The organism is Pseudomonas sp. RGB, from assembly GCF_007713445.1.
Lineage (GTDB): Bacteria > Pseudomonadota > Gammaproteobacteria > Pseudomonadales > Pseudomonadaceae > Aquipseudomonas.
In genome coordinates, this window is sequence record NZ_VMSH01000005.1 from 147,019 (window position 1) to 168,271 (window position 21,253).

The 21,253-nt window shown below is 62.2% G+C and carries 14 protein-coding genes and 1 pseudogene; 7 read left to right on the top strand and 8 right to left on the bottom strand.

The features are described 5' to 3' along the window. Window positions 1-23: 23 nt before the first annotated feature. Window positions 24-3,113 carry a transglycosylase domain-containing protein gene (locus FPT15_RS12790; protein ID WP_145161470.1) on the bottom strand — a complete coding sequence of 1,030 codons (3,090 nt, stop codon included), beginning with the start codon at window positions 3,111-3,113 and terminating at the stop codon, window positions 24-26. Between the two features lie 89 nt (window positions 3,114-3,202). Next, window positions 3,203-8,536, bottom strand: a complete 5,334-nt coding sequence (locus FPT15_RS12795) for a hypothetical protein (RefSeq protein ID WP_145161472.1) — start codon at window positions 8,534-8,536, stop codon at window positions 3,203-3,205. A gap of 454 nt (window positions 8,537-8,990) precedes the next feature. On the opposite strand from FPT15_RS12795, the gene FPT15_RS12800 reads away from it, so the two are divergent. Next, a complete protein-coding gene (locus FPT15_RS12800) occupies window positions 8,991-10,403 on the top strand; it encodes an amino acid permease (RefSeq protein ID WP_145161475.1) in 1,413 nt (470 codons plus the stop codon). 47 nt (window positions 10,404-10,450) lie between these two features. Here the strand turns inward: FPT15_RS12800 and FPT15_RS12805 are convergent, their stop codons facing one another. The 5 genes from FPT15_RS12805 to FPT15_RS12825 form a co-directional block, all read right to left on the bottom strand. After that, window positions 10,451-11,575, bottom strand: a complete 1,125-nt coding sequence (locus FPT15_RS12805; protein WP_145161478.1) for an OpgC domain-containing protein — start codon at window positions 11,573-11,575, stop codon at window positions 10,451-10,453. Window positions 11,576-11,707: 132 nt separating this feature from the next. Then, entirely contained in the window at window positions 11,708-12,004 is a 297-nt protein-coding gene (locus FPT15_RS12810) for a cupin domain-containing protein (protein WP_145161481.1), read from the bottom strand. A gap of 58 nt (window positions 12,005-12,062) precedes the next feature. After that, window positions 12,063-12,347 (bottom strand): putative quinol monooxygenase, encoded by a 285-nt coding sequence (locus tag FPT15_RS12815; protein ID WP_145161484.1) that lies wholly within the window; start codon window positions 12,345-12,347, stop codon window positions 12,063-12,065. Between the two features lie 11 nt (window positions 12,348-12,358). Continuing rightward, a complete protein-coding gene (locus tag FPT15_RS12820) occupies window positions 12,359-13,978 on the bottom strand; it encodes an FMN-binding glutamate synthase family protein (protein ID WP_145161487.1) in 1,620 nt (539 codons plus the stop codon). Between the two features lie 27 nt (window positions 13,979-14,005). Then, window positions 14,006-14,770 carry a LuxR C-terminal-related transcriptional regulator gene (locus FPT15_RS12825; protein WP_145161489.1) on the bottom strand — a complete coding sequence of 255 codons (765 nt, stop codon included), beginning with the start codon at window positions 14,768-14,770 and terminating at the stop codon, window positions 14,006-14,008. A 93-nt stretch (window positions 14,771-14,863) separates the two neighbouring features. Between FPT15_RS12825 and FPT15_RS12830 the strand changes: the two genes are divergently transcribed. From FPT15_RS12830 to FPT15_RS12855, 6 genes and pseudogenes are all read left to right on the top strand, one after another. Further along, window positions 14,864-15,685 (top strand): carbon-nitrogen hydrolase family protein, encoded by an 822-nt coding sequence (locus FPT15_RS12830; RefSeq protein ID WP_145161492.1) that lies wholly within the window; start codon window positions 14,864-14,866, stop codon window positions 15,683-15,685. Between the two features lie 235 nt (window positions 15,686-15,920). Further along, window positions 15,921-17,246 carry an APC family permease gene (locus tag FPT15_RS12835; protein WP_145161495.1) on the top strand — a complete coding sequence of 442 codons (1,326 nt, stop codon included), beginning with the start codon at window positions 15,921-15,923 and terminating at the stop codon, window positions 17,244-17,246. A gap of 101 nt (window positions 17,247-17,347) precedes the next feature. Next, complete coding sequence (locus tag FPT15_RS12840; protein WP_145161497.1) at window positions 17,348-17,620, top strand: type B 50S ribosomal protein L31; 273 nt, start codon at window positions 17,348-17,350, stop codon at window positions 17,618-17,620. Between the two features lie 168 nt (window positions 17,621-17,788). Continuing rightward, a complete protein-coding gene (locus FPT15_RS12845; protein ID WP_145161500.1) occupies window positions 17,789-19,135 on the top strand; it encodes an HD domain-containing phosphohydrolase in 1,347 nt (448 codons plus the stop codon). Window positions 19,136-19,182: 47 nt separating this feature from the next. Continuing rightward, window positions 19,183-19,596 carry an NUDIX domain-containing protein gene (locus tag FPT15_RS12850; RefSeq protein ID WP_145161503.1) on the top strand — a complete coding sequence of 138 codons (414 nt, stop codon included), beginning with the start codon at window positions 19,183-19,185 and terminating at the stop codon, window positions 19,594-19,596. Next, window positions 19,593-20,098: pseudogene (locus tag FPT15_RS12855) on the top strand (N-acetyltransferase family protein). The gene FPT15_RS12850 and the pseudogene FPT15_RS12855 overlap by 4 nt, the downstream one beginning before the upstream one ends. A gap of 129 nt (window positions 20,099-20,227) precedes the next feature. Here the strand turns inward: FPT15_RS12855 and metR are convergent. Further along, window positions 20,228-21,145, bottom strand: coding sequence for a transcriptional regulator MetR (gene metR / locus FPT15_RS12865; protein WP_057012200.1), 918 nt, complete (start codon window positions 21,143-21,145; stop codon window positions 20,228-20,230). Window positions 21,146-21,253 lie beyond the last annotated feature (108 nt).

Genomic DNA, 21,253 nt, shown 5'->3' on the forward strand with positions numbered 1-21,253 from the left:
AATACATAACTGACACCCTGGATTCAGCGCGCCACACACAGCGTCTGCGTGCCCGGCTGCAGGTACGGCGTCAGGATCGGCGCCATGCCTTTGAGCACTTGCACCGGCAAAGCCGAGGTGAAGGTGAAATGCTCGGCCGAGGCCCCGGGGACGAAGGCGGTCAGCGTGCCGAAGTGATGCTCGCCGATGTAGAACACAAACGTTGCAGTGCGGTTGATCGATTTGGAACTGAGGATGCGCCCACCCGCGCCCATGGCTTCGATGCGGTTGTCGCCGGTGCCGGTCTTGCCGCCCATGGCCAGCGGCGCGCCATCGGCCAGTTTGAAACTGCCGGCCACGCGTTTCGCCGTGCCTGCGTCCACCACCTGCGACAGCGCACCGCGCAGCGCCGTGGCGACTTCGCTGGGCATCACGCGCTTGCCACGGTTGGGGTCGTTGCTCACGAGCGTTTCATACGGCGTGCCGGCGGCAAAATGCAGGCTGTCGATGCGCAGCACCGGAATGCGCACGCCATCGTTGAGGATGATCCCCATCAGTTCGGCGAGGGCGGCGGGGCGGTCGCCGGAGCTGCCGATGGCGGTCGCCAGCGACGGTACCAGGTGGTCGAACGGGTAGCCGACAGCCTGCCAGCGCTGATGGATTTCCAGGAACGCTTCAATCTCCAGCATGGTGCGGATGCGGCTGTCGCGCGCGCTCTGGTGCCGGCTCTTGAACAGCCAGCTGTAGACTTCCTGGCGTTCGAATTCGCTGGCCTTGACGATCTCGCCGAAGGTCGCGTCGGGGTGGTTGAGCAGATAGCCCAGCAGCCACAGGTCGAGTGGGTGCACCTTGGCGATGTAGCCTTGGTCCGGCAGGTCGTAGGCGCCGGGGCCGTAGCTTTGGTAGAGCTTTTCGAGGCGCTCGTCCGTGAGCTTTTCGGGGGGCTTGGGGTTCTTCAGGTGCGAGCGCACAAAACGGTTGAAGCTCTCCTGGCTGGCCTGGGGCAGCAGGTAGCGGTGCACGGCAGCCAGGCGAATCGCGGTGGGGTGCAGGCCGTCCATGAAGGTGTCGAGGCGTGTCTGAGTGTCTTTGTTGCGGTACTTTTTCCAGAACTTGAGCAGGAACGCAGTGCCTTCGTGGTCGGCGAACTTGGCCAGGTATTCCTGACGGCGCGGATCGTTGTCATCTTTGAGCAAGCGCGCGCTGTTGTCTTCGCCGGAGTAGGTGGTGTAGCGCACCAGGTCGCGCATCAGGCGAATGAACGGCAGGTTGATCGACTCGCGTAGCGCATCGCGCAGGGTCGGGCTGCGGCCATTGTCTTCATTGCGAAAATTGTGAAAGTGATGCAAGCCGCCGCCGGTGAAAAACGCTTCGCCGGGGCTGGCCGAATAGGTGCGGTTGAGGGCCGCGTCGAGCATCTTCGACAGGTCGCGGTCGGGGGTCTGGATCAGGTAATCCAGCGCCCAGCGTGACAGTGGGTCCTGTTCGGGGACCTCGACTTTTTTCAACTCGGCGGGTGTTTGCGCGCGGTAGCGATCATGCAGCTCGGTGATGATTTGCAGGTAGGTGGTCAGCACCCGCAGCTTGGCGGTGGAGCCCAGTTCCAGCTTGCTGCCTTCGTTGATATCAAAAGGTTGGTCGGTGTTGTCGGTTTGCACCCGTACCCGTGCGCCATCGGGCGTCAGTTCGAACAGCGTGAAGCTGTAACGCACTTGCGGCGTGCTTTGCGGGGTGAGCAAGCGCGGGCCGAGCAGGCCCATTTGCCCTGCGAAGGCGGGGTCGGCCAGGTGCTTGAGATACTCGGTGGCCTGGGTTTGCAGGTCGTATTGCAGCGTGCTCGTGGCCGACAGGTCGAGGCGATCGAGGTCATACAGCGGACGGTTGAGCAGGCTGGCAAGGCGACTGCGCGCGACGTTGATCGCCTTGTTGGTTTCCACCGGCTGGAGCGTCGGTTGTTGCTGCCAGTCGCGGTAAGTGACATGGCTGGCCAGGGCGGCCTTGGCCAGCGCCGGATCGATCACGTTGTTCTGTGCCAGCAGGCGGATATGGCTGTCGGTCAATTGCGCCAGCTCATCGCGGCCCTTGGTCAGGTAATGCGAAGGGCGGCGCTGGGCGATCATCAGCGACAGCACTTCGCGCAGCGCCAGGCCTTTTGCTGGAAGGTCCTTGGGCGCGTTGCCGCTCAACAGCGCATTGCTCTGGTTGAAGTCGGCGCCGTACCACACGCGTAAACCTTCGGCCATGCCGTGCACTTCACCATGGCCCGGCACCGCCGACAGCGGCACGCTGTTGAGGTAGTCGCGCACGATGTTCTGGCGGCTGTCCAGGGTCTGCGGCCCCGGTTGGTAGGCGCGGACGCTGGCAGACATCATCTGGCGAATTTTTTCGCCACCGGACAGCGTCAGGCCGTCGGGCGAATGGCGATACTTTTCAAGCTGGGTGGCCAGGGTGCTGCCGCCGGCGGTTTGCCCTGGCAGATGCAGCAGTTTGGCCACCTGCGACCAGGCGGCCTTGGCAAAGCGCGGCCAATCCACCGCCGGGTTGGCCATTGGACGCTTGGGGTCCAGCAGGTCGCGGTCTTCAATAAACAACAGGCTGTGCACCACCAGCGGTGGAATGGCAGCAAAGCTTGCATAGAGTTGCTGTGGGTAACTGAAAGCGTACAGCGGCGCCGCGCGGCAGTCGGTGATGGTCAGGCCGGCCTGGACTTTCTCGGCGTAGGGCACGAACAGGCCGTGCTCGGCGTAGCTCATCAGCGCCGGGGAAAACCGCGACTGTGCCTGAATCACGTAATTGCGTTTGAGCAGGCGTGGCAAAAATTCATTCAGCGCGCTGTAGCCCAGGCGCCGGTCAAAAGGACCCTCGCCGGGATACACCATCGCATCACTCGCGCCAGGCTCCACCCGGTAGCTCAGTGACGCGGCAAAAGGGCTCAGGTGTTCAGCCTGCAGGCGCGAGGTGCGTATTTCCCGGCTGGCGGCCCACCCCAGGGCCACCAACGCGAGCACCAGCACCAGCCCGATCAGCCGCCACCACAAGCGTCGAGAGCGGGGGCTTTGTGGCAATGGCGGTGGATCCGCACTGTCGGTCTGGACCACAGCGGGTTTCGAATCGGTCTGCCATAAAGCGCCCATAGTCGATTGATCCATTCACGCAGATTGATCGGACTTGGTTCAAGCTTAGTCGCTGGTGATGCGCCGTGAAGATTTTGTGTGCGGGCTTGCTAGCTCCATGAAAGTTTCAGGCCGCGGTTCCAGTCCGCCAGCCAGCTGGAGTTTTCGATTCGCTCCCACTGGCCCTTGTAGTAAACCGACATGTGCTGGCCGGACCAGTCACGCACCCGTTCGTTGAACGCGTTCGGGTACTGATTGGCCGGGCAGGCAATCCGGGCCCAGGGGTCGCAGATCCACAGGCCTTGCCAGTCGTCCTCCTTGAAGTCCTGGGTCTCGACCAGGCTTGACGGCGTTTTGCCGACCACCACAAAGGCATGGGTAGGCGGACGCGAGCCCCATATCTGCGAGACACCGCCGTTGGTGCGGATCAGTTCATGGGCAACATGGGCCATCTGGTCGCAATTGCCGGCGCCGGTCTTGAGGATGATCTCGGTGTAGTCGGGCTGCCCGACCAGGGAGTATTGCCACAGCACCACGGGGGCTGCGATCCGCAACCGCGCCAGGTCGTCAACGGCATCGGTAACGAGGTTGGCGGCGCCGACTCCGGTTCTTTCGACCAGTGCCAGCGTGCTGGCGTGGGCTTTCTGCGCGAGGTACTCGTTGATCTGCGCGGCGCTGGGGCCGCCGGCTACTAGCGGGCGTGGCGGCCATATATCCAGCTGCAAGGGTTTGGCGGCGACATGCACATCCAGACGCTGTCCCTGGCTGGAGGCGTTCAACAATAATTCCCGTTGTTTGAGGGGGGTCAGGGTACTGGCGGTATGGCGCAGTCTTGCCAAGGTGCCGTCAGAAAAACCGCGGGCCGCCAGTTGCCGGTACAGCACCTCCAGCGTCGGCAGCGCCACCAGTGGTTGCGTGGGCATGAGTTCGGCGATGTCCAGGTAATCGCGCTTGTAATCGCAGAAGGCGTGGATCAGCCGCGCGTGCTCGCCGCCCTGGCTGAAGTCCAGGTAATCGAAGACCAGTTCTGGCGGGTTGGCGGTCTGGATCACTTCATAGAACACACCGGTGTCGGCCTCGACAACCCAGCGTGGGCCGGGGATCGGTCCAGGCCGGGAGAGTTCGAACACCATGGCCCGCAGCACGCGCGTGTCATCAATGCCTTCGGCGATGCCTTGCAGTTCCACCACCCGGGTTTCATGGCCCAGCAGGTTGTCCAGTTGGTCGTCGGGCAGCCCGAATTGCGGTTCATCGACAAGCGTGCCCAGCGTGCGGCGGCGATAGATCAACGGCGGTGCCGCGACCTGGGTCAGCTCAAAGGCGACGTCGTCACGGCTGACTTCGTAAACGGTGTGGTGATACGCCAGTCGCTGTTTTGCACCGCCCTGGCCGGGCGCGGGAATGATCCGGATATGTTCCAGCGCTTGCACGCGGCGTTGATGAATGGAGTTGGCAAACGCAGACAGCCGTTTGGTGAAGCAGATGAAGGGGGGCGCGTTGCGTTTTCTTCGGGTGGGCGTGCAGCGGGTGTCGAAATGGTGCTCTACGCGAAAATGGGCGGGCGATGCCAGGTCGTCCAAGTGGGTCGGGGCACTGTGTTCAAGGCGCATGACCTTGCCGTCAACCAGTAAATCCGTGGCGGTGGCGCGGGGAATCAGCAATGGCGGAGTGTCAAACAGGCGCTCGGTGACGCGCGCCTGGTAACCGTTGACGCAGTGCACCGGTGTCACGCTCAGGGCGCTGTCCAGACGAAAGCTCGCCAGCGGTGGCCCATAGGGCCTCGCGCTGAAAGGGTCGAAGGCGAACCACTGCTTTTCGCGCATCACCGCGACAATGCGCGAAAAGTCGCTCCCGCCCAGCACGGCACCGATGCCGATGTCGGCCCTGGACAGCCAGCGCACGTACTCGCGCAACGACGTGTTGGCGGTCCAGCGTTGGGTTTGCTCGATGGCTTGCCTCAGGGTGTGCCACGCGTCCATGCCCAGTCTGACCAGGCCGTTGCGGGCCACTCTGGCAAGTCGGGGAATGTGGTCGAGGGGGTTGAGGGTTGCATGCAGCAGGTGCGTACTCGCTTTGCCCAGTTGCAGCAGTTTTATTGGCAGCGGGGCAGTGCTTTTCAATACCGCCAGGCCGGCCGACGAGTAGGCGCGGGCGGGCATCAGCAGGCTGAACAGGTCGAGCAGGCACTGGTAGCTGCCATAGGTCATGCGGTGTGGATCGCCCGAAGCGATGTCCTGGCCGCACGACCACAACGGCACGAGGATTTTGAGACGCTGCGTCAACGCTTCGTGGTGGCGTTCAAACTCCTCTTCGGCGGACGCGCCATGCGCCTGTTGTCGTGCGGCTTCGACGTCGAGAAAAAAATGCCGCTCGACAATGGCCTGGGTGATGCTGCGCAGGACCGCCGAACCGAACCGCGGGGCGCCGCTTTCATCGGGTGTGGGGTCCTGCTGCCATAGCTGCTCGACGACCACGGTGGAGAACACGTTCGGCCGCGGTGCGCTGCCGGTTTCGTAGGCTTGCCAGTCGATGGCCAGTTGATTGCCGGTGTGCAAGCGGCTGACGGGTTGAACCGAGCCTGGTCGGCCGGTGGTGACCGACAGGGGCTTGCCGCCCAGGTCAAACACCAGGGCGGGCCCGCTGCGTTTATGCAGGCGGTTGAGCAGCGGGAACAACTCGTAATCATGGGTAGCGTGGGGCAGGGTGCAGCGCAGCAGGATGCCGAAGCGCCCGACGCGGGCACTTTTTTCCTCGCGGGTTTCCAGGGCTTCTGGCTTGGTGGCCGCCTTGCTCAGCACCAGCAGTTGCAGCTCGCCGATGGGCAGCCGGGCACGCTCGGCCAGCGGTAATTGTGCCAACAGGTCCTGGATGGTGGTGGCGTACGCCTGTTTAAGGCGATCAATGTGGGCGTCGAAGGCGGCCTCGAACAGCGTATTCACATGCCCCAGACGGCTGAACGCGCTGCGCATCAGGTTCAGGTTCAGGTGTGGGTGAACCGATGCCCAGTGGCGCGAAAAAGGCTGCAGCCAGCCCTGGCTGTGCAAGTCCACCAGGGAGTGCTCGCTGAGGTAAGGCACATTGTGCCAACGGGGTGGGCCGTTGGACGCCAGGCCGAGGTTCAGTTGCAGGCGCGACCCCAACGCCCAGCGCAGGTCGGGCGTATTGATGCGAGGGTGGCCCGGGAAGACTTTTCGCAGGTCATCGAGCGCCACCGACCGGCGCGTCGGAAGGTCGCTGGCGAACGTCATGAACGCGCTTTTCAGTGCCTCCAGGCGCGCTTGCAGTCGGGCTTTCGCCGCGTCGATCTCGCTGATCGGGTAGCGGCCGTCGGCCTGTTGCGTCAGCTCACCCTGGGCGACAGCCCAATCGAGCAGGCCTTGGGTTGCGGTGTATTCGCGCCATTGTTGCTGCTCGGGCGAGGTGTCCTCCCGTGACGCCAGGGCGATGACATCGTTGTAGCTCAGCTGCTGCGGTGAGCCCGGCGCGACCCTGTGCGCCATTGCCACGCCTTGGCTGAACACCAGCCAGTGGGTGGAGGTCATGAAGCGCAACGTGGCCGGCAGTTCTCGCACCAAAAACTCCGGCGCTGCCCCCGCGAGCAGCAGGTGGGCGGCCAGCGGCGTGGCCTCGGCCGAGACGGCGCCGCTGCGTATCAGGTGCAGTTCCAGGTCTTCACGCAGGGCCGCATGGGAGCGGCCCCATTGGCTGCTTTCGGCGAGGTCGAACCCCGCGACGACGTAACGCTGTTCATCCTGCAGCGGGTCGAGTTCGATCATCAGCGCGGCCAGCACCAGGTTTTCAAGGCTGGCACTGTTGGTGTGTTCGTGCGGGTGTTGACCGTATCCGCCCAGTGCTTCCAGCAACCGTCGGCCCAGTTGTCGGGCAGGAGGGCGCCTGAGCATGAGCTTGAGCAACCGGTCGGCCTGGGTGCGAATCGCGCTTCGCGACAGCTCGGCCAACAAGGGCCCCGCCAGATATTCCAACAGCCTGCTGCTCGTGCGCGGCAGCCAGGCGTTGACCCCATTTCGCACGGTCTCACGCTGGTCAGGCGTTAAGGGCAAGCCCTGTCGATAGTCAGCGTGTTGAGTGCTGCGCGGCAGGGTCATTTCGAGGATTTGCAGCGTACCGAGGGCGTCGCCGGCGGTACGTGGAACGGCAAGACCGTGCCCTTGCAGAAGCTGGGCGAGGCTGCGCGCTTCGGTGCGCGGCGCAGGTGCGAGCGCCGGATGCAAATGGGCGTCGCCGGCCGAGGCCTGCAGCAATGGCGCGTGCGTGGCAATCACGGCGTCAGCGGCTTTGCCCTCGAGCAGCGTGCGCAAAGCCGCCGCGGCATGGTCGCGGTCATGGTCCAGACGCTGCCAGTGCCGTTGCTGCATCAGCGCAATATCGGCACCGGCGAAGTCGCAGACCGGCAGCACGTGCAAAGGCTGCGACGCGCGCAGGCGCAGGCTCAGCGCCCTGGCCGCGTCTGGCGTGGCGGGCACCGCCAGGTCATGGCACTGCAGCAACTGCGCCACGCTGAACTGGCCGCTCTGGTGAATAGAGGTGCCGAGCTGTAGCGCCACACCGACCAGTTGTTCGAGACGGCCTGCCAGTGGCAGCGGCAACAGCCATTCGATGCCGAGTGCTACCTGTGTGCCATTGGCGCGCTGGCCGGTGAGCTGGCGGGTATCGGGATTGAATGTGTAATGGCCGGGCTGCAGGCCGTGAACCGGCTCCAGCGCCAGGAAGTCCTGATGACGGGTGATGTAATCCAGCAGCGCTGCGCCGGTTTGTTGGGCGTTGGCTGCAAAAGAGCCGGAGTCGAGGGTCAGCCTGTGGCGGTGAGCGGTTTGCGGGTTGAAACCCGCCTCGCTCGCAGCAGCCTCCAGGCTGTCGGCCAGCTGCAGCAGGTCTTGGTTCAGCCGCTCGAAATCATCCGCCAGCGTTGGGCTGGCGCTGGCAAAAGGGTTGAGTTGATCGAGGGCCTGGATGACGATCATTCGCTGCCCCCGGGTCTGCGGCTGAGGGTAACCGTAGAACCGCAGCACCTGGCTGGCGGTCAATTGCAGCGTGTTCTCGCCCACAGTCATCGGCCCGTACGGCAGGCCGGTGGCCGCGGGGTCCAGTATGTCGGCGATGGTCAGCAGGGGAAGGGCCAGGGCGCGCCCTGGCGCGTCGTCCCACAGGGTCCAGGTGTGTCGCGTCCGGTCTGTCAGGGTGCCATTGGCCAGGGTCAGGCTGGCGAGGTCGATGTTCCGTTGCCGGGCCCAGGCGATGAAGCGCGGGCGGTTAATGGCCTGGCGCCAGAGTTGCAGCCAGCAACCTGGCGACGAATGGGGCGGTATCAGCAGCGGCTCGGCGCTGGTGGAATTCAAATGATTGATCAGGATAGTGACCATGTGCTGGTCACCCTCCTGGCGTCGGGTGCGGCCCTGCTCGAGGCGCTCGGTAGGCGTGTCCATTGATTTTCCCTGTGCATGGATGCAATTGCATCATCCTGAGGGAGTGCCGTTGGCGGGGGGATCATGACGTTTCCGATTTGCCTGTGGCCGAGCTCGAAGCCTTGGGCCAGAGCCTTCGTTGACAGCCAGAGGACGTCGGCCCAGGCATGACGCTGCACCATCACTGTGCAATACTCGCGGCCCTCGCGATGACCTGATAAATGCGTAAAGGCAGGTAATGCTTCCTTGTAAAAGGCGTATTTACCCAGATTTATCGCTGAATTTAGTCATTTTTAGAGTGAAAGACCCTAGTGTCGGCTTTTTATACTGCACCCCCGCCGATCCCGCAGGCTGTGCGCTGCCGGACGCGCCTGTCCACGAAACAGGCCTGGTTGAAGTTCGCCCCCGGCTTACCGGCCTGGCGTGCGCAACGCTCGGTGGTTCATATCCAATAACAAGACGAGGTTGTACCCCTATGCCAGTTGGCAATCAGCTGCCCCATGGCGAGACCGCTCAGGGCGGCCCGCTGAAACGTGAACTGGGCGAACGGCATATTCGCCTGATGGCCCTCGGCGCCTGTATCGGTGTCGGCCTGTTCCTGGGTTCCGCCAAGGCCATCGAAATGGCCGGCCCGGCGATCATGCTCTCCTACATCATTGGCGGCCTGGCGATCCTGGTGATCATGCGCGCGCTCGGCGAAATGGCGGTGCATAACCCCGTCGCCGGTTCGTTCAGCCGTTATGCCCAGGACTACCTCGGCCCGCTGGCGGGCTTTCTGACCGGCTGGAACTACTGGTTCCTGTGGCTGGTGACCTGCGTGGCAGAAATCACCGCCGTTGCCGTCTACATGGGCGTCTGGTTTCCCGATGTGCCGCGCTGGATCTGGGCGCTGGCGGCGCTGGTGAGCATGGGCACGATCAACCTGATTGCGGTCAAGGCATTCGGTGAGTTCGAGTTCTGGTTCGCGCTGATCAAGATCGTCACGATCATTGCCATGGTGATCGGCGGCGTCGGCATCATCGCGTTCGGCTTCGGCAACGACGGTGTGGCGCTGGGGATTTCCAACCTGTGGGCCCACGGCGGCTTTATGCCCAATGGTGTGACCGGTGTGTTGATGTCCCTGCAAATGGTGATGTTCGCGTACCTGGGCGTCGAGATGATCGGCCTTACTGCCGGTGAAGCGAAGAACCCGCAGAAGACTATCCCGAGCGCCATCGGCTCGGTGTTCTGGCGCATCCTGCTGTTCTACGTGGGGGCGTTGTTCGTGATTCTGTCGATCTACCCATGGAATGAAATCGGCACCCAGGGCAGCCCGTTCGTGATGACCTTCGAGCGACTGGGCATCAAGACCGCCGCCGGCATCATCAACTTTGTGGTGATCACGGCTGCGTTGTCCTCCTGCAACGGCGGCATTTTCAGCACCGGCCGTATGCTCTACAGCCTGGCGCAGAACGGTCAGGCCCCGGCCGCATTCGGCACCACCTCAAGCAACGGCGTACCGCGCAAGGCGTTGCTGCTGTCGATTTTCGTGCTGCTGCTGGGCGTGTTGCTCAACTACATGGTCCCCGAGAAAGTCTTCGTCTGGGTGACGTCCATCGCCACCTTTGGCGCGATCTGGACCTGGCTGATGATCCTGCTGGCTCAGCTTAAATTCCGCAAAAGCCTGAGCCCGGCCGAGGCAGCCGGCCTCAAGTACCGTATGTGGCTGTACCCGGTCAGTTCGTACCTGGCGCTGGCGTTCCTGGTGCTGGTGGTTGGGCTGATGGCGTACTTCCCGGACACGCGCGTGGCGCTGTATGTCGGCCCGGTGTTCCTGGTGCTGCTGACCGTGCTGTTCTACGTGTTCAAGTTGCAGCCCATCAATGCTGCGGCGCGTGCTCAAGCCTGACGTTCAGGCGCACAACAAAAAGCCCCGGGATCGGGGCTTTTTGTTGTTCAGGCGGTGGCCACGCGCGGGGATTGGCTCAGGCGTTGGTTGAATTCCAGCCAGGCCCCCAGCGCGGCCATCAGGGCGGCGCCAACCAGTGCGGTGACGATTTGCATGGTGAAGGCATCGCCAGCCAGGGCGTTGAGCATATCCGCCAGCGGCGCCAGTAAGACGCCCAGGCAGAATACTTCCAACGAATAACGCCCCATCCGGCAGGTCTGTTGGGCCAGCCAATTTTGTGTCCAGGCAGGGCCGGGCAACAGTTTGGCGGTGACGTAGGCCAGCGCCAGGAAGTGCAGCAGTCGCACCGGTGACAGGTCGGTCTTGCTGATCGGGTAGAGCAGTTCGCTCAAGGCCGCTGGCATCAACGCGTCGTGCACCTCAGGCCAACGCCAGGCGAGGGTGAGCACACCCGCCGCCAGTGCGTAGACCGCCGCCGTGACGAACAACGGCTGGCGCAGCAGTGGCCGATTATCCTGCGCGCGGGGTTGTTGCCCGTGAATGGCCGCTGCGCCACCCAGGATAAACAGAAACTGCCAGGTGACCGGGTTGAAGTACCACACGCCGTCAGCAATGGCGGCCAGGTTCCAGCCCAGGTGCGGCGCCAGCAGGTACACCGCCATCGACACCGCGACCACCGCCCAAGTCTTGCGCAGCAGCAGCGGCAGTACCAGCGGCAAGCCCGCCAGCAGCACGATATACAGTGGCAATGGGTCCATCAGGTTCGGCTTGAAGCGCAACAGCAATTCATCCACCAGCGCTTGCTGCGGGTGGGTGACGAAATGCGTCAGGCCCATCTCTTCGACCAGGTCGCGGGTTTCCACATGGCTGTTGGCGAAAAACACGATGCCCATCAGCATTGCCAGCAGGAAGATGTGCACCACGTACAACACCCAGGTGCGCCGCAGGATCTTCAAGCAGGCCATCCAGTAGCCTTCGCGCTGCAGGACCTTGCCGTAGGCCAGCACCGAGGCGTAGCCGGCAAGGAACACGAAGACTTCAGCCGCGTCGCTGAAACCGATATTGCGCAGGGTGATCTGGCCGAGCGGGTTGTGGGGGACGTGATCCCAGAAAATGAAGATCAACGCCAGGCCCCGAAAAAAATCGATGCGCGGGTCGCGTCCGTTCAGCATGGCAGCGGGCTCTTGAACAAATAGTTTAGTAATGACAGGTGCACGGCGGCGTTGTCGCACGCCGCACGTCGGGCGGGCGCAGGTTGGCGGTATTTGTAAGCAATTGCAAAGGCTGGGTATTACTGAATGTCTCTAGACATCAATGATCACCAATGTGCCTTGGCTACCGGCAAGGACCGCGTGGGCGATACCAGCTTCGACGAGGTACATCTGGCCGGCTTCGACGCGGATTTCCTCGCCGCCGATGCTCAAGCGCAACTGGCCGCTGATCACCAGCAGGCCTTCGTTGTAAGCGTGGGTTTCTTCCTCGTAGGCCTGCTCATCCATGCGCAACACCTTGATCCTCGCCGGGCCTACCTGGCCCAGGCGCGTGGATTTCCAGCTGTCGGGCAGTTGCCCGGCGAGGGCGGCGAAGTCGAGTAACGGCATGTGAATCTCCTGGTTTCAACGATGCCGTCGGTGGTCCGGTTCAGCAGCAATAAGGAATTTAGAACGCATCCATCAACACGAACCGGCAGGGCTTGGCCTGATGTGCATTGATCTGCGGCACCAGCCGGGTGAAGTGTTCGGTCTGGCAGTGAGCATCCAGCGCGGCCTGATCGGGCCATAGCTCGATGAACACGAAGTGCCCGGGGTCTTTCTGATCGACAAACAGCTCGTAGGCAATACACAGCGGTTCCAGGCGGGTTTTTTCCACCAGTTCGGCATACCAGGGGCGCACGGTTTCCACGTGTTCGGGCTTGATGAAATCTTCAGCGATGACTTTGAGCATGGCCGGTCTCCTCACGCAGCTTCGACGTCATGCGGCTCAAAACTGTCCGCGCGTGCCATCTGCCACATGCGCGAATAGAACTGGCCATTTACTTCACCAGTGAGCAATTCACCGGGCTTGAGGAATACATGCAGTTGCGAGAACAGTTTGATTTCAGTCGCCGACATGCGTCGCACCAAGTGCTTGGCCGACAGCTGCGAGGGATGATCCAGACCGGCTGCGGCGAGCATTTCTGCCAGGGCCTTGAGGGTGTTGCGGTGGAAGTTGAACACGCGCTGGGCTTTGTCCGTGACCACCAGCGCACGTTGGCGCAGCGGGTCCTGGGTGGCGACGCCGGTCGGGCACTTGTTGGTGTGGCAGCTCTGCGACTGGATGCAGCCGATGGCAAACATGAAGCCGCGCGCGGCGTTGGCCCAGTCGGCGCCAATGGCCAGGACGCTAGCGATATCGAACGCGCTGACGATCTTGCCGCTGGCGCCGAGCTTGATCTTGTCGCGCAGGTTCAGGCCCACCAGCGTGTTGTGCACAAACAGCAGACCTTCACGCAGCGGCACGCCGATGTGGTCGGTGAACTCCACCGGCGCGGCGCCGGTGCCGCCTTCCTTGCCGTCCACTACGATAAAGTCCGGGAGGATGCCGGTTTCGAGCATGGCCTTGGCAATGCCCATGAACTCCCACGGGTGGCCCAGGCAAAACTTGAAGCCCACCGGTTTGCCGCCGGACAGTTTGCGCAGTTGGGCGATGAACTGCATCATTTCAATCGGCGTGGAAAACGCGCTGTGGCGCGACGGCGAGATGCAGTCTTCGCCCATCATGATGCCGCGGGTCTCGGCAATTTCCTGGGTGACCTTGTGCTTGGGCAGGATCCCGCCATGGCCGGGTTTTGCGCCCTGGCTCATCTTGATTTCGATCATGCGCACTTGCGGGTTCTGCGCCTGCGCGGCGAAGCGTTCCGGGTCGAAGCGGCCATCGCTGGTGCGGCAGCCGAAGTAGCCGCTGCCCAGTTCCCAGGTCAGGTCGCCGCCGTTTTCGCGGTGGTACGGGCTGATGCTGCCTTCGCCGGTGTCGTGGGCAAAGTTGCCGAGCTTGGCGCCCTGGTTCAACGCGCGAATGGCGTTGGCGCTCAACGAGCCGAAACTCATGGCCGAGATATTGAACACCGACGCCGAGTACGGCTGCTTGCACTGCGGGCCGCCGACCATCACGCGAAACGCGCTCGGGTCACTCAACGGCGCTGGGCGCATGGAGTGGCTGATGAATTCGAAGCCGGATTGATACACGTCGATCAGGGTGCCGAAGGGTTTGTCGGCGGTTTCGTTCTTGGCGCGCGAATAAACCAGTGAGCGTTGCGCGCGTGAAAACGGCAGCGCATCGCTGTCGGATTCAAGCAGGTACTGGCGGATTTCCGGGCGGATGGCCTCCACCAGGTAACGGATATTGCCCAGGATCGGGTAGTTGCGGCGCACCGCGTGGGGGCTTTGCAGCAGGTCGAGCAGACCGATCAGGCTGAGCACGCCGGTGACCACGGTGATCGGCCACAGCCATTCATGTTCGATAAAGGGGAGGCTGGCGAGGGTAAAAATGACGCACACGGCAAAGAAGGCGTAACGGCTTAGTAACGACAGGCTCATACGGTTTTCCTTGGGTTCACTCATCGGCTAGGCGTTTTGCGCCTGTAGAAAGATCGAGAACAGCTCCGACTGGGATTTGATCCCTAGCTTGCTGTACATGTGTTTCTTATGGACTTTCACGGTTTCAACGGAGATTTCCAGCTTACGAGCGATTTCCTTGCTGGAGCAACCGCTGAGCATCAAGCGGCCCACATCCAGCTCGCGGGCGGTGAGTTGCGCGCCCCAGTCATCCGTTTGCACCGGCGGCTGCGGGGCGCTGACCTGATTGAGTTCATAGGGCAGGCGCTGGCGCAGCAAACTCAAGACCCAGGGCTGGATCAGCGACAGCAGGGCGATCTGCTGCGGGTCAAACCGCTGTTTGGAGCCCAGGGACAGGCACAGGGTACGCCCATCCGGCAGCTGGCAATTGAATTGGATTTCATCGGCCACCACGTTCAGGCGGAAGTAGCGCTGGTAGTACTCGGTGAGTTCAAAGTGCTCCGGCGCGACTTCGGCCAGGCGAAACAGCCCGGTGCGTGAGTGTTCGCGGCTGGCGATGTAGAAGGGGTCGAGCAGGTACAGGCCGTTGAGGTAGTCCTGGAACAACTGGTCCGGCGTGCCGTCGGCGCCCGGGCATTCGGCGAACACCAGCGGGCGGTGCGCGTTGCTGAACAGCAATACCACCCAGCTGTCGAACGGCACGTAGTTGTCCAGCAAGCGCACGAGCTGGGTCCAGAAGTTGGCCTGGTCGAGGGCGTCTATCATTTGCCCCACCGAACGGTGCCAGGCGATGTCTTGCAGCGAGACTGTCATTCGTCTACCCCCATAGGGTTACCCCGGCGGCGTGATTTCCCCGACGGTTGCGGCTGCGCATACTGCGCCACAGATAAAACAACAGGACTTCCCATGAAGGTCGAATTTGCCCAGTTGGCAGGTCGTGATAACGGCACAGCTTACAACCTTGAGCGCGCCTTGGCGGCAATTGCTGCCTGCGCCGCCGACACGCAACTGATCGTATTTCCGGAAACCCACCTGATGGGCTTCCCGTCAGCCGAGACCGTCGCCGACATCGCCGAGCCGGTGGATGGCCCGACCGTGCAGGCCGTTATTGAGGCGGCTCGCGCAGGCAATATCGCCGTGGTGATCGGCATGGCCGAGAGCGACGCCGGCCAATTCTATAACACCACGTTGCTGATCACCCCCGAAGGCATTGCCCTGCGGTATCGCAAGACCCACCTGTGGGCCTCGGATCGCGGCGTGTTCACGCCGGGTGACCGCTATGCCACTTGCCTGTGGAACGGCGTGCGCGTCGGCCTGTTGATCTGCTACGACATCGAGTTCCCGGAAACCGCCCGCGCCAACGCGCAACTGGGCGCCGAACTGCTGATCGTCACCAACGGCAACATGGACCCTTACGGCCCCACGCACCGCACCGCGATCATGGCGCGTGCCCAGGAAAACCAGGCGTTTGCGCTGATGGTCAATCGGGTGGAAGAGGGCGATGGCGGCCTGTTGTTCGCCGGCGGCAGTGCCCTGGTCGACCCGATTGGCACGCTGCTGTTCGAAGCCGGGCGCGAGGAAGGGCAATTTACCGTCGAGCTGGATCTTGACCAACTGGTGGCGGCTCGCAAGGACTACCGCTACCTCGACGACCAGCGCTTGAAATTGCCGGGTGAGGTGATCGAGCGCACGGACGGGACGCGTGAACTGCTGATCCCACACCATTAAGGCTGACCCTTTTTGTGGCGAGCGGGCTTGCCCCGCGTTGGGGCGCGAGGCGGCCCTAAAACCTGCAACCGCGGTTTGCCTGGAGAAATGCAGTGAATGTAATGGGGCCGCTGCGCAGCCCAACGCGGGGCAAGCCCGCTCGCCACATCAAGCCCGCTTGATCATAAGAAAAATGACATCTGCTTCACCGACTTCAGTTCTGCCATAAATCTAATAAATCAGCGGAGAATCGCTCATGGCTCGTTTGCAACGCACCCTGTCGTTAGGGTCGGTGGTGCTGTTTGGCATCGCCTATATGACGCCGATCATTGTGCTCGGCACCTTCGGCATCCTCGCGCAATCCACCGGCGGCATGGTACCGGCCGCTTACCTGGCCGCCCTGGTGGCGATGTTCTTTACCGCCATGAGTTACGGGCGCATGGCATCAGCCTTTCCGGTGGCCGGTTCCGCCTACAGCTATGTGCGCAAGGCCATCAGCCCGAAACTGGGCTTTATCGCCGGTTGGGCGGTGTTGCTCGACTACCTGTTCTTGCCCATGGCCATCTGGTTGATCGGGGCGGCGTACCTGCATTCGGCATTCCCTGCGGTGCCGCAATGGATCTGGGTGCTGGCGTTTATCGGCGTCACCACGGCGATCAATATCATCGGTCTGAAACTGGCCAATGGCATCAATGCGCTGCTGATGTTGGTGCAGTTCCTGGTGCTGATCGCGTTTGTCGCGCTGTGCATCCATTACATCGGGGGCGACGCGAGCAAGCCGCTGTGGACTGTCGCGCCGTTCTTCAACGGCCAGATGCACATGCCGCTGATCATGAGCGGGGCGGCGATTGCCTGCTATTCGTTCCTGGGCTTTGACGCGGTCAGCACGCTGACCGAAGAAACCCGCGACCCACGCCGTACCATTCCGCGGGCGATCATGCTGATCACCTTGATCGGCGGGTTGATCTTTGTTGGCGTGTCGTATTTCGTGCAGATCGCGCATCCGTCGTTCGAGTTTGCCGATGTGGATTCGGCGGCCTATGAAATTGCGCGCAATGTCGGCGGTGACCTGTTTGTGTCGATCTTCCTGATCGGCTTGATCGTCGGCCAGTTCGCCTCGGGGCTGTCGGCCCAGGCCAGCGGTTCGCGCTTGTTGTTCGCAATGGGGCGCGACGGCGTGTTGCCCAAGTCGTTCTTTGGCACCTTGCATGCGCGCTTCGGCACGCCGGTCAACAGCATCCTGTTGTGTGGGGTTGTGGCGTTACTGGCATTGAAGCTGGACGTGACCACCTCCACCTCGTTCATCAACTTTGGGGCGTTCCTGGCGTTCAGCCTGGTGAACCTGTCGGTGATCTTTCACTACTGGATCGGCGCGAAAGCGCGTGGCGTGCGTGAGTTGATGCTGTTCCTGCTGTTCCCGGCCATCGGCCTCGCGGCGGACTTGTGGCTGATGGTCAGCCTCGATCATCTGGCGATTTACCTGGGCGTGGTGTGGTTGGCGATCGGCCTGGTTTACCTGGGTTTCCTGACGCGCGGCTTCTCGCAACAGCCGCCGGAAATGGACTTCCAGGAAGCTGCATAGAAGCGACAGGTCTATTCTTATTGCAATCGGTTCTCGTTTGGGTACATGATTTTGTGTTACTGTGTAACACATTAATTGCACTCAAGCGCCCCGGAGGCATTATGAAAACTGGTATCCATCCCGACTACCGCACCGTGCTGTTCCACGACACCGCCGCCGACGTGTTCTTCCTGATCGGCTCCACGGCCGACAGTGAGCGCACCCACACACACAGCGACGGCAACACGTACCCTTACATCCCGCTGGACGTCTCCAGCGCCTCGCACCCGATCTACACCGGCCAGCAGCGCAAGACTCAGGCCGAAGGCCGGATTGCCGGGTTCAACAAGCGCTTTGCTTCGTTTGGCACCAGCCCGAAAAACGCCGAGGCGTGAGGGCTTCACGTTTCACCTCAAAGGCCGCTCCAGCATTTGGAGCGGCTTTTTTTATGCGTTGATATCGCAAGGCCATCACCTTGTAAAAACCAACTAAACTACCTGGTAATCGCCAGGAGGCATTGTCCCAGACCGTAAGGAACGCAGATCGACGATCCGAGGTGTCCCATGGGAGAGTCAGTGACCTTTATCGATGCCAACCGTCCAGTGCTGCTGTTGATCGACGCCCACCCGGATGTTTTGCACAGCCTCAAGCGATTGCTCAGCCTGGAGCCCTTCGAACTGCACAGCGCCACCTGCGCTGCTGATGCCCTGGGCATTCTCGCCACTCAACCCATTGACCTGGTGATGAGCGCCGCGCGTCTGCCGGACATGGATGGTGCGTCGTTGCTGGCACACATCCACCAACACCACCCGCACACGGTGCGCATCCTGCTGACCGGCGAGACCGACCTGACGCTGATTGTCAAAGCCATTAACGAAGGCCAGATCTATCGTTACCTGAGCAAACCCTGGAACGATGAAGAGCTGCTGCTGGCCCTGCGTCAGTCCTTGGCCCATCAGCATTCGGAGCGCGAACGTGGGCGCCTGGAGCTGCTGATCCAGGCGCAGAACGATGAACTCAAGCAGCTCAACGCCACCCTGGAAAAACGTGTTGCCTCTCGCACCAGTGAATTGCAGCAAACCGCCGATATGCTCGACCTGGCCTACGAAGAGCTCAAACACAGCTACGCCACGGGCACCGAGGTGTTCTCGTTGCTGGCCAACCTGCGCTTACCGCGGGCCAAGCAAACCAACCGGCAAATCATCGAATTGGTGCGCACCTGGTGTGTGGCCCATGGCGTAGATGAGGCCAGTAACCGCGACCTGACCATGGCTGCCGCGCTCTACAACATCGGCAAGTTGAGTTGGAGCGACAGCATGATGGCCTCGCCTTCAGACCTGTTGCACAGCAGCGACCGTGAGCGTTATCGCGCTTACGCCACCCAGAGCGAATCGTTGCTGATGACCCTGGAACCGATGAAAGACGCAGCGCGGCTTATCCGCCATCATCAGGAGCGCTGGGACGGCAGCGGTTTTCCCGATCACCTCAAGGGTGACGCGATTCCCGCAGGTTCGCGCCTGTTGAAACTGGCGGTGGACTTTATCGAGCTGCAAAAAGGCCTGATCCTCGAACGCCAGATGAACAGCGACGAAGCGCTGCTCTACATCCGCAAATACGCCGGTCGCCTTTACGACCCTGACATGGTCGAAGATTTTGTTTCAGTCTGCGCCACGTACCTCAATGACGTGACCCTGGGCGACCCCAGCGTCAGGGTGCTGGGCACCCGCGAGCTGGAGGAGGGCATGGTGCTGGCGCGCAACCTCAACGCCGATAACGGCATGCTGTTGCTCAACGCCGGCAAGGTGCTGAACCTGCCGCTGGTGGACAAGTTGATTGCCTTTGAGACGATGGAAGGCGCCAGGTACAGCGTGTTTATCAAAGCAGGGCATGAAGGATTGCTTTGCGAATAACGCACTTTCTGTGATCCTTGCACCTTTGCATTCAAGGCGGTTTTTACATGACATCGACTATCCGCATCGCCGCCGCGCTGTTGATTGGCAGCGACGGCCAAACCCTGCTGGTGCGCAAGCGCGGCACCCAGGCGTTCATGCAACCGGGCGGCAAGATTGACGCCGGCGAACAACCGGCCCAAGCCCTGGCCCGTGAGCTGTTTGAGGAACTCAACCTGCGCATCGAGCCAAGCCAAGCCGTCTACCTTGGTCACTTCTCGGCCCCCGCCGCCAATGAGCCTGGGTTCACCGTGAACGCCGAGCTGTTCCAGGTGCACATCGACGTGGCGGTGACGCCCGCGGCCGAAATCGAAGAAGTGCGCTGGATCGACCCAGCCGGTGACGGCGGCCTGCAACTGGCGCCGTTGACGCGCGACGTGATCCTGGCGTTTTACCGCGCATCGCTGACCTGCGACGCATGATGGTACGCACGCTTGGCGCCAACGACGCCGAGGCTTATCGGGCGTTGATGCTTGAGGCGTATGGCGCTTATCCGCAGGCGTTCACCTCCAGCGTGGCGGAGCGCGCGCTGATGCCCTTGAGCTGGTGGGAAAAGCGCGTCGACAGCCCGCTGGATCGGCTGCTCGGGGCTTTTGAGGGGGACGCATTGGTCGGCATTGTCGGCCTGGCGTTCGAGCCCCGTGAAAAAGCGCGGCACAAGGTGACCTTGTTCGCATGTACGTGAACCAGGCTTATCAGCAGAAGGGCGTGGGCCGCCAACTGGTAGAAGCGGCGCTCAGCGAGGCGCGCCGCCACTCACGCCTCAAGTTGATTCAGCTGACCGTCACCGCCGGCAACGACGCCGCGTTCGCGTTGTACCAGCGCTGCGGCTTCATCCAGTACGGCCTGGAGCCACTGGCGGTGCGCGTGGGCGAGGATTATTTCGACAAGATCCACATGTGGCGTGAACTCAAGGTCGACTGAAATCCCAGGTGGGAACTCAATCCAATGTGGGAGCTGGCTTGCCTGCGATAACATCGCCTCGGTGCTGCAGTCAGACCGCGTCGTCTGCATCGCAGGCAAGCCAGCTCCCACATTTTTAATCTGTGTCGGCTAGCGCACTGCGCTGACGCCATCGAGGGTGGAAAACGACGTGTCCTTGGCCGTCAGCAAAAAGTCGCGCATGTACGGCGCGTCCAGCATGTCTGCACGAATTCCCGCATACAACGTCGCAAACAAACCTTTCTCGCCCAACCGCTTGGCCTTCACGTAACCGCGCGAGCTGTACTCATGCAGCGCCCAATGCGGCATGCCGCACACACCACGGCCGCTGGCCACCAGCTGCATCATCATGACGGTGAGTTCCGAGGTGCGCACCTGGGCCGGTTCCACGTCGGCCGGCTCTAAAAAGCGCGTAAAGATGTCCAGCCGATCACGTTCCACCGGGTAGGTGATCAGGGTCTCGGTGAGCAAATCTTCGGGCACGATGTACGATTTATTCGCCAGTGCGTGCTGGTTGGCCACGGCCAGCATGGCTTCGTAAGTGAACAGCGGCACGTAGGTGATGCCCGGCAATTCCAGCGGGTCGGAAGTCACCACCAGGTCCAGGTCGCCCCGCGCCAGCGCCGGCAGTGGCGCGAAGGCGAAGCCGGACGCCAGGTCCAGCTCGACTTCCGGCCAGGCATCGCGGAACTGGTCGATAGTCGGCATCAGCCACTGGAAGCAGCTGTGGCACTCGATGGCCATGTGCAGACGCCCGGCGGTGCCGCCGGCGAGCCGCGCAATATCGCGCTCGGCGCCGCGCAGCAAGGGCAGGGTGGCGTCGGCCAGTTGCAGCAGGCGCAGGCCGGCGCTGGTAAAGCGCAGTGGCTTGGTCTTGCGCACGAACAGCTGCATGCCCAGGCGCTCTTCCAGCTCCTTGAACTGATGGGACAGCGCCGACTGCGTCAGGTGCAGGCGCTCGGCGGCTTCGACCAGGCTGTCGGCTTCGCGCAAGGCGTGCAGGGTCTTGAGGTGACGGATTTCGAGCACGGGCTCTCCATGAAGACGATTTGTGAAAAACAGCAATGGCGTGAGTTTGTCTCATGTTGCAAGGCGTGTCGATCATGACCGCTGGGCGCCGTTCATCAAACTGTCACG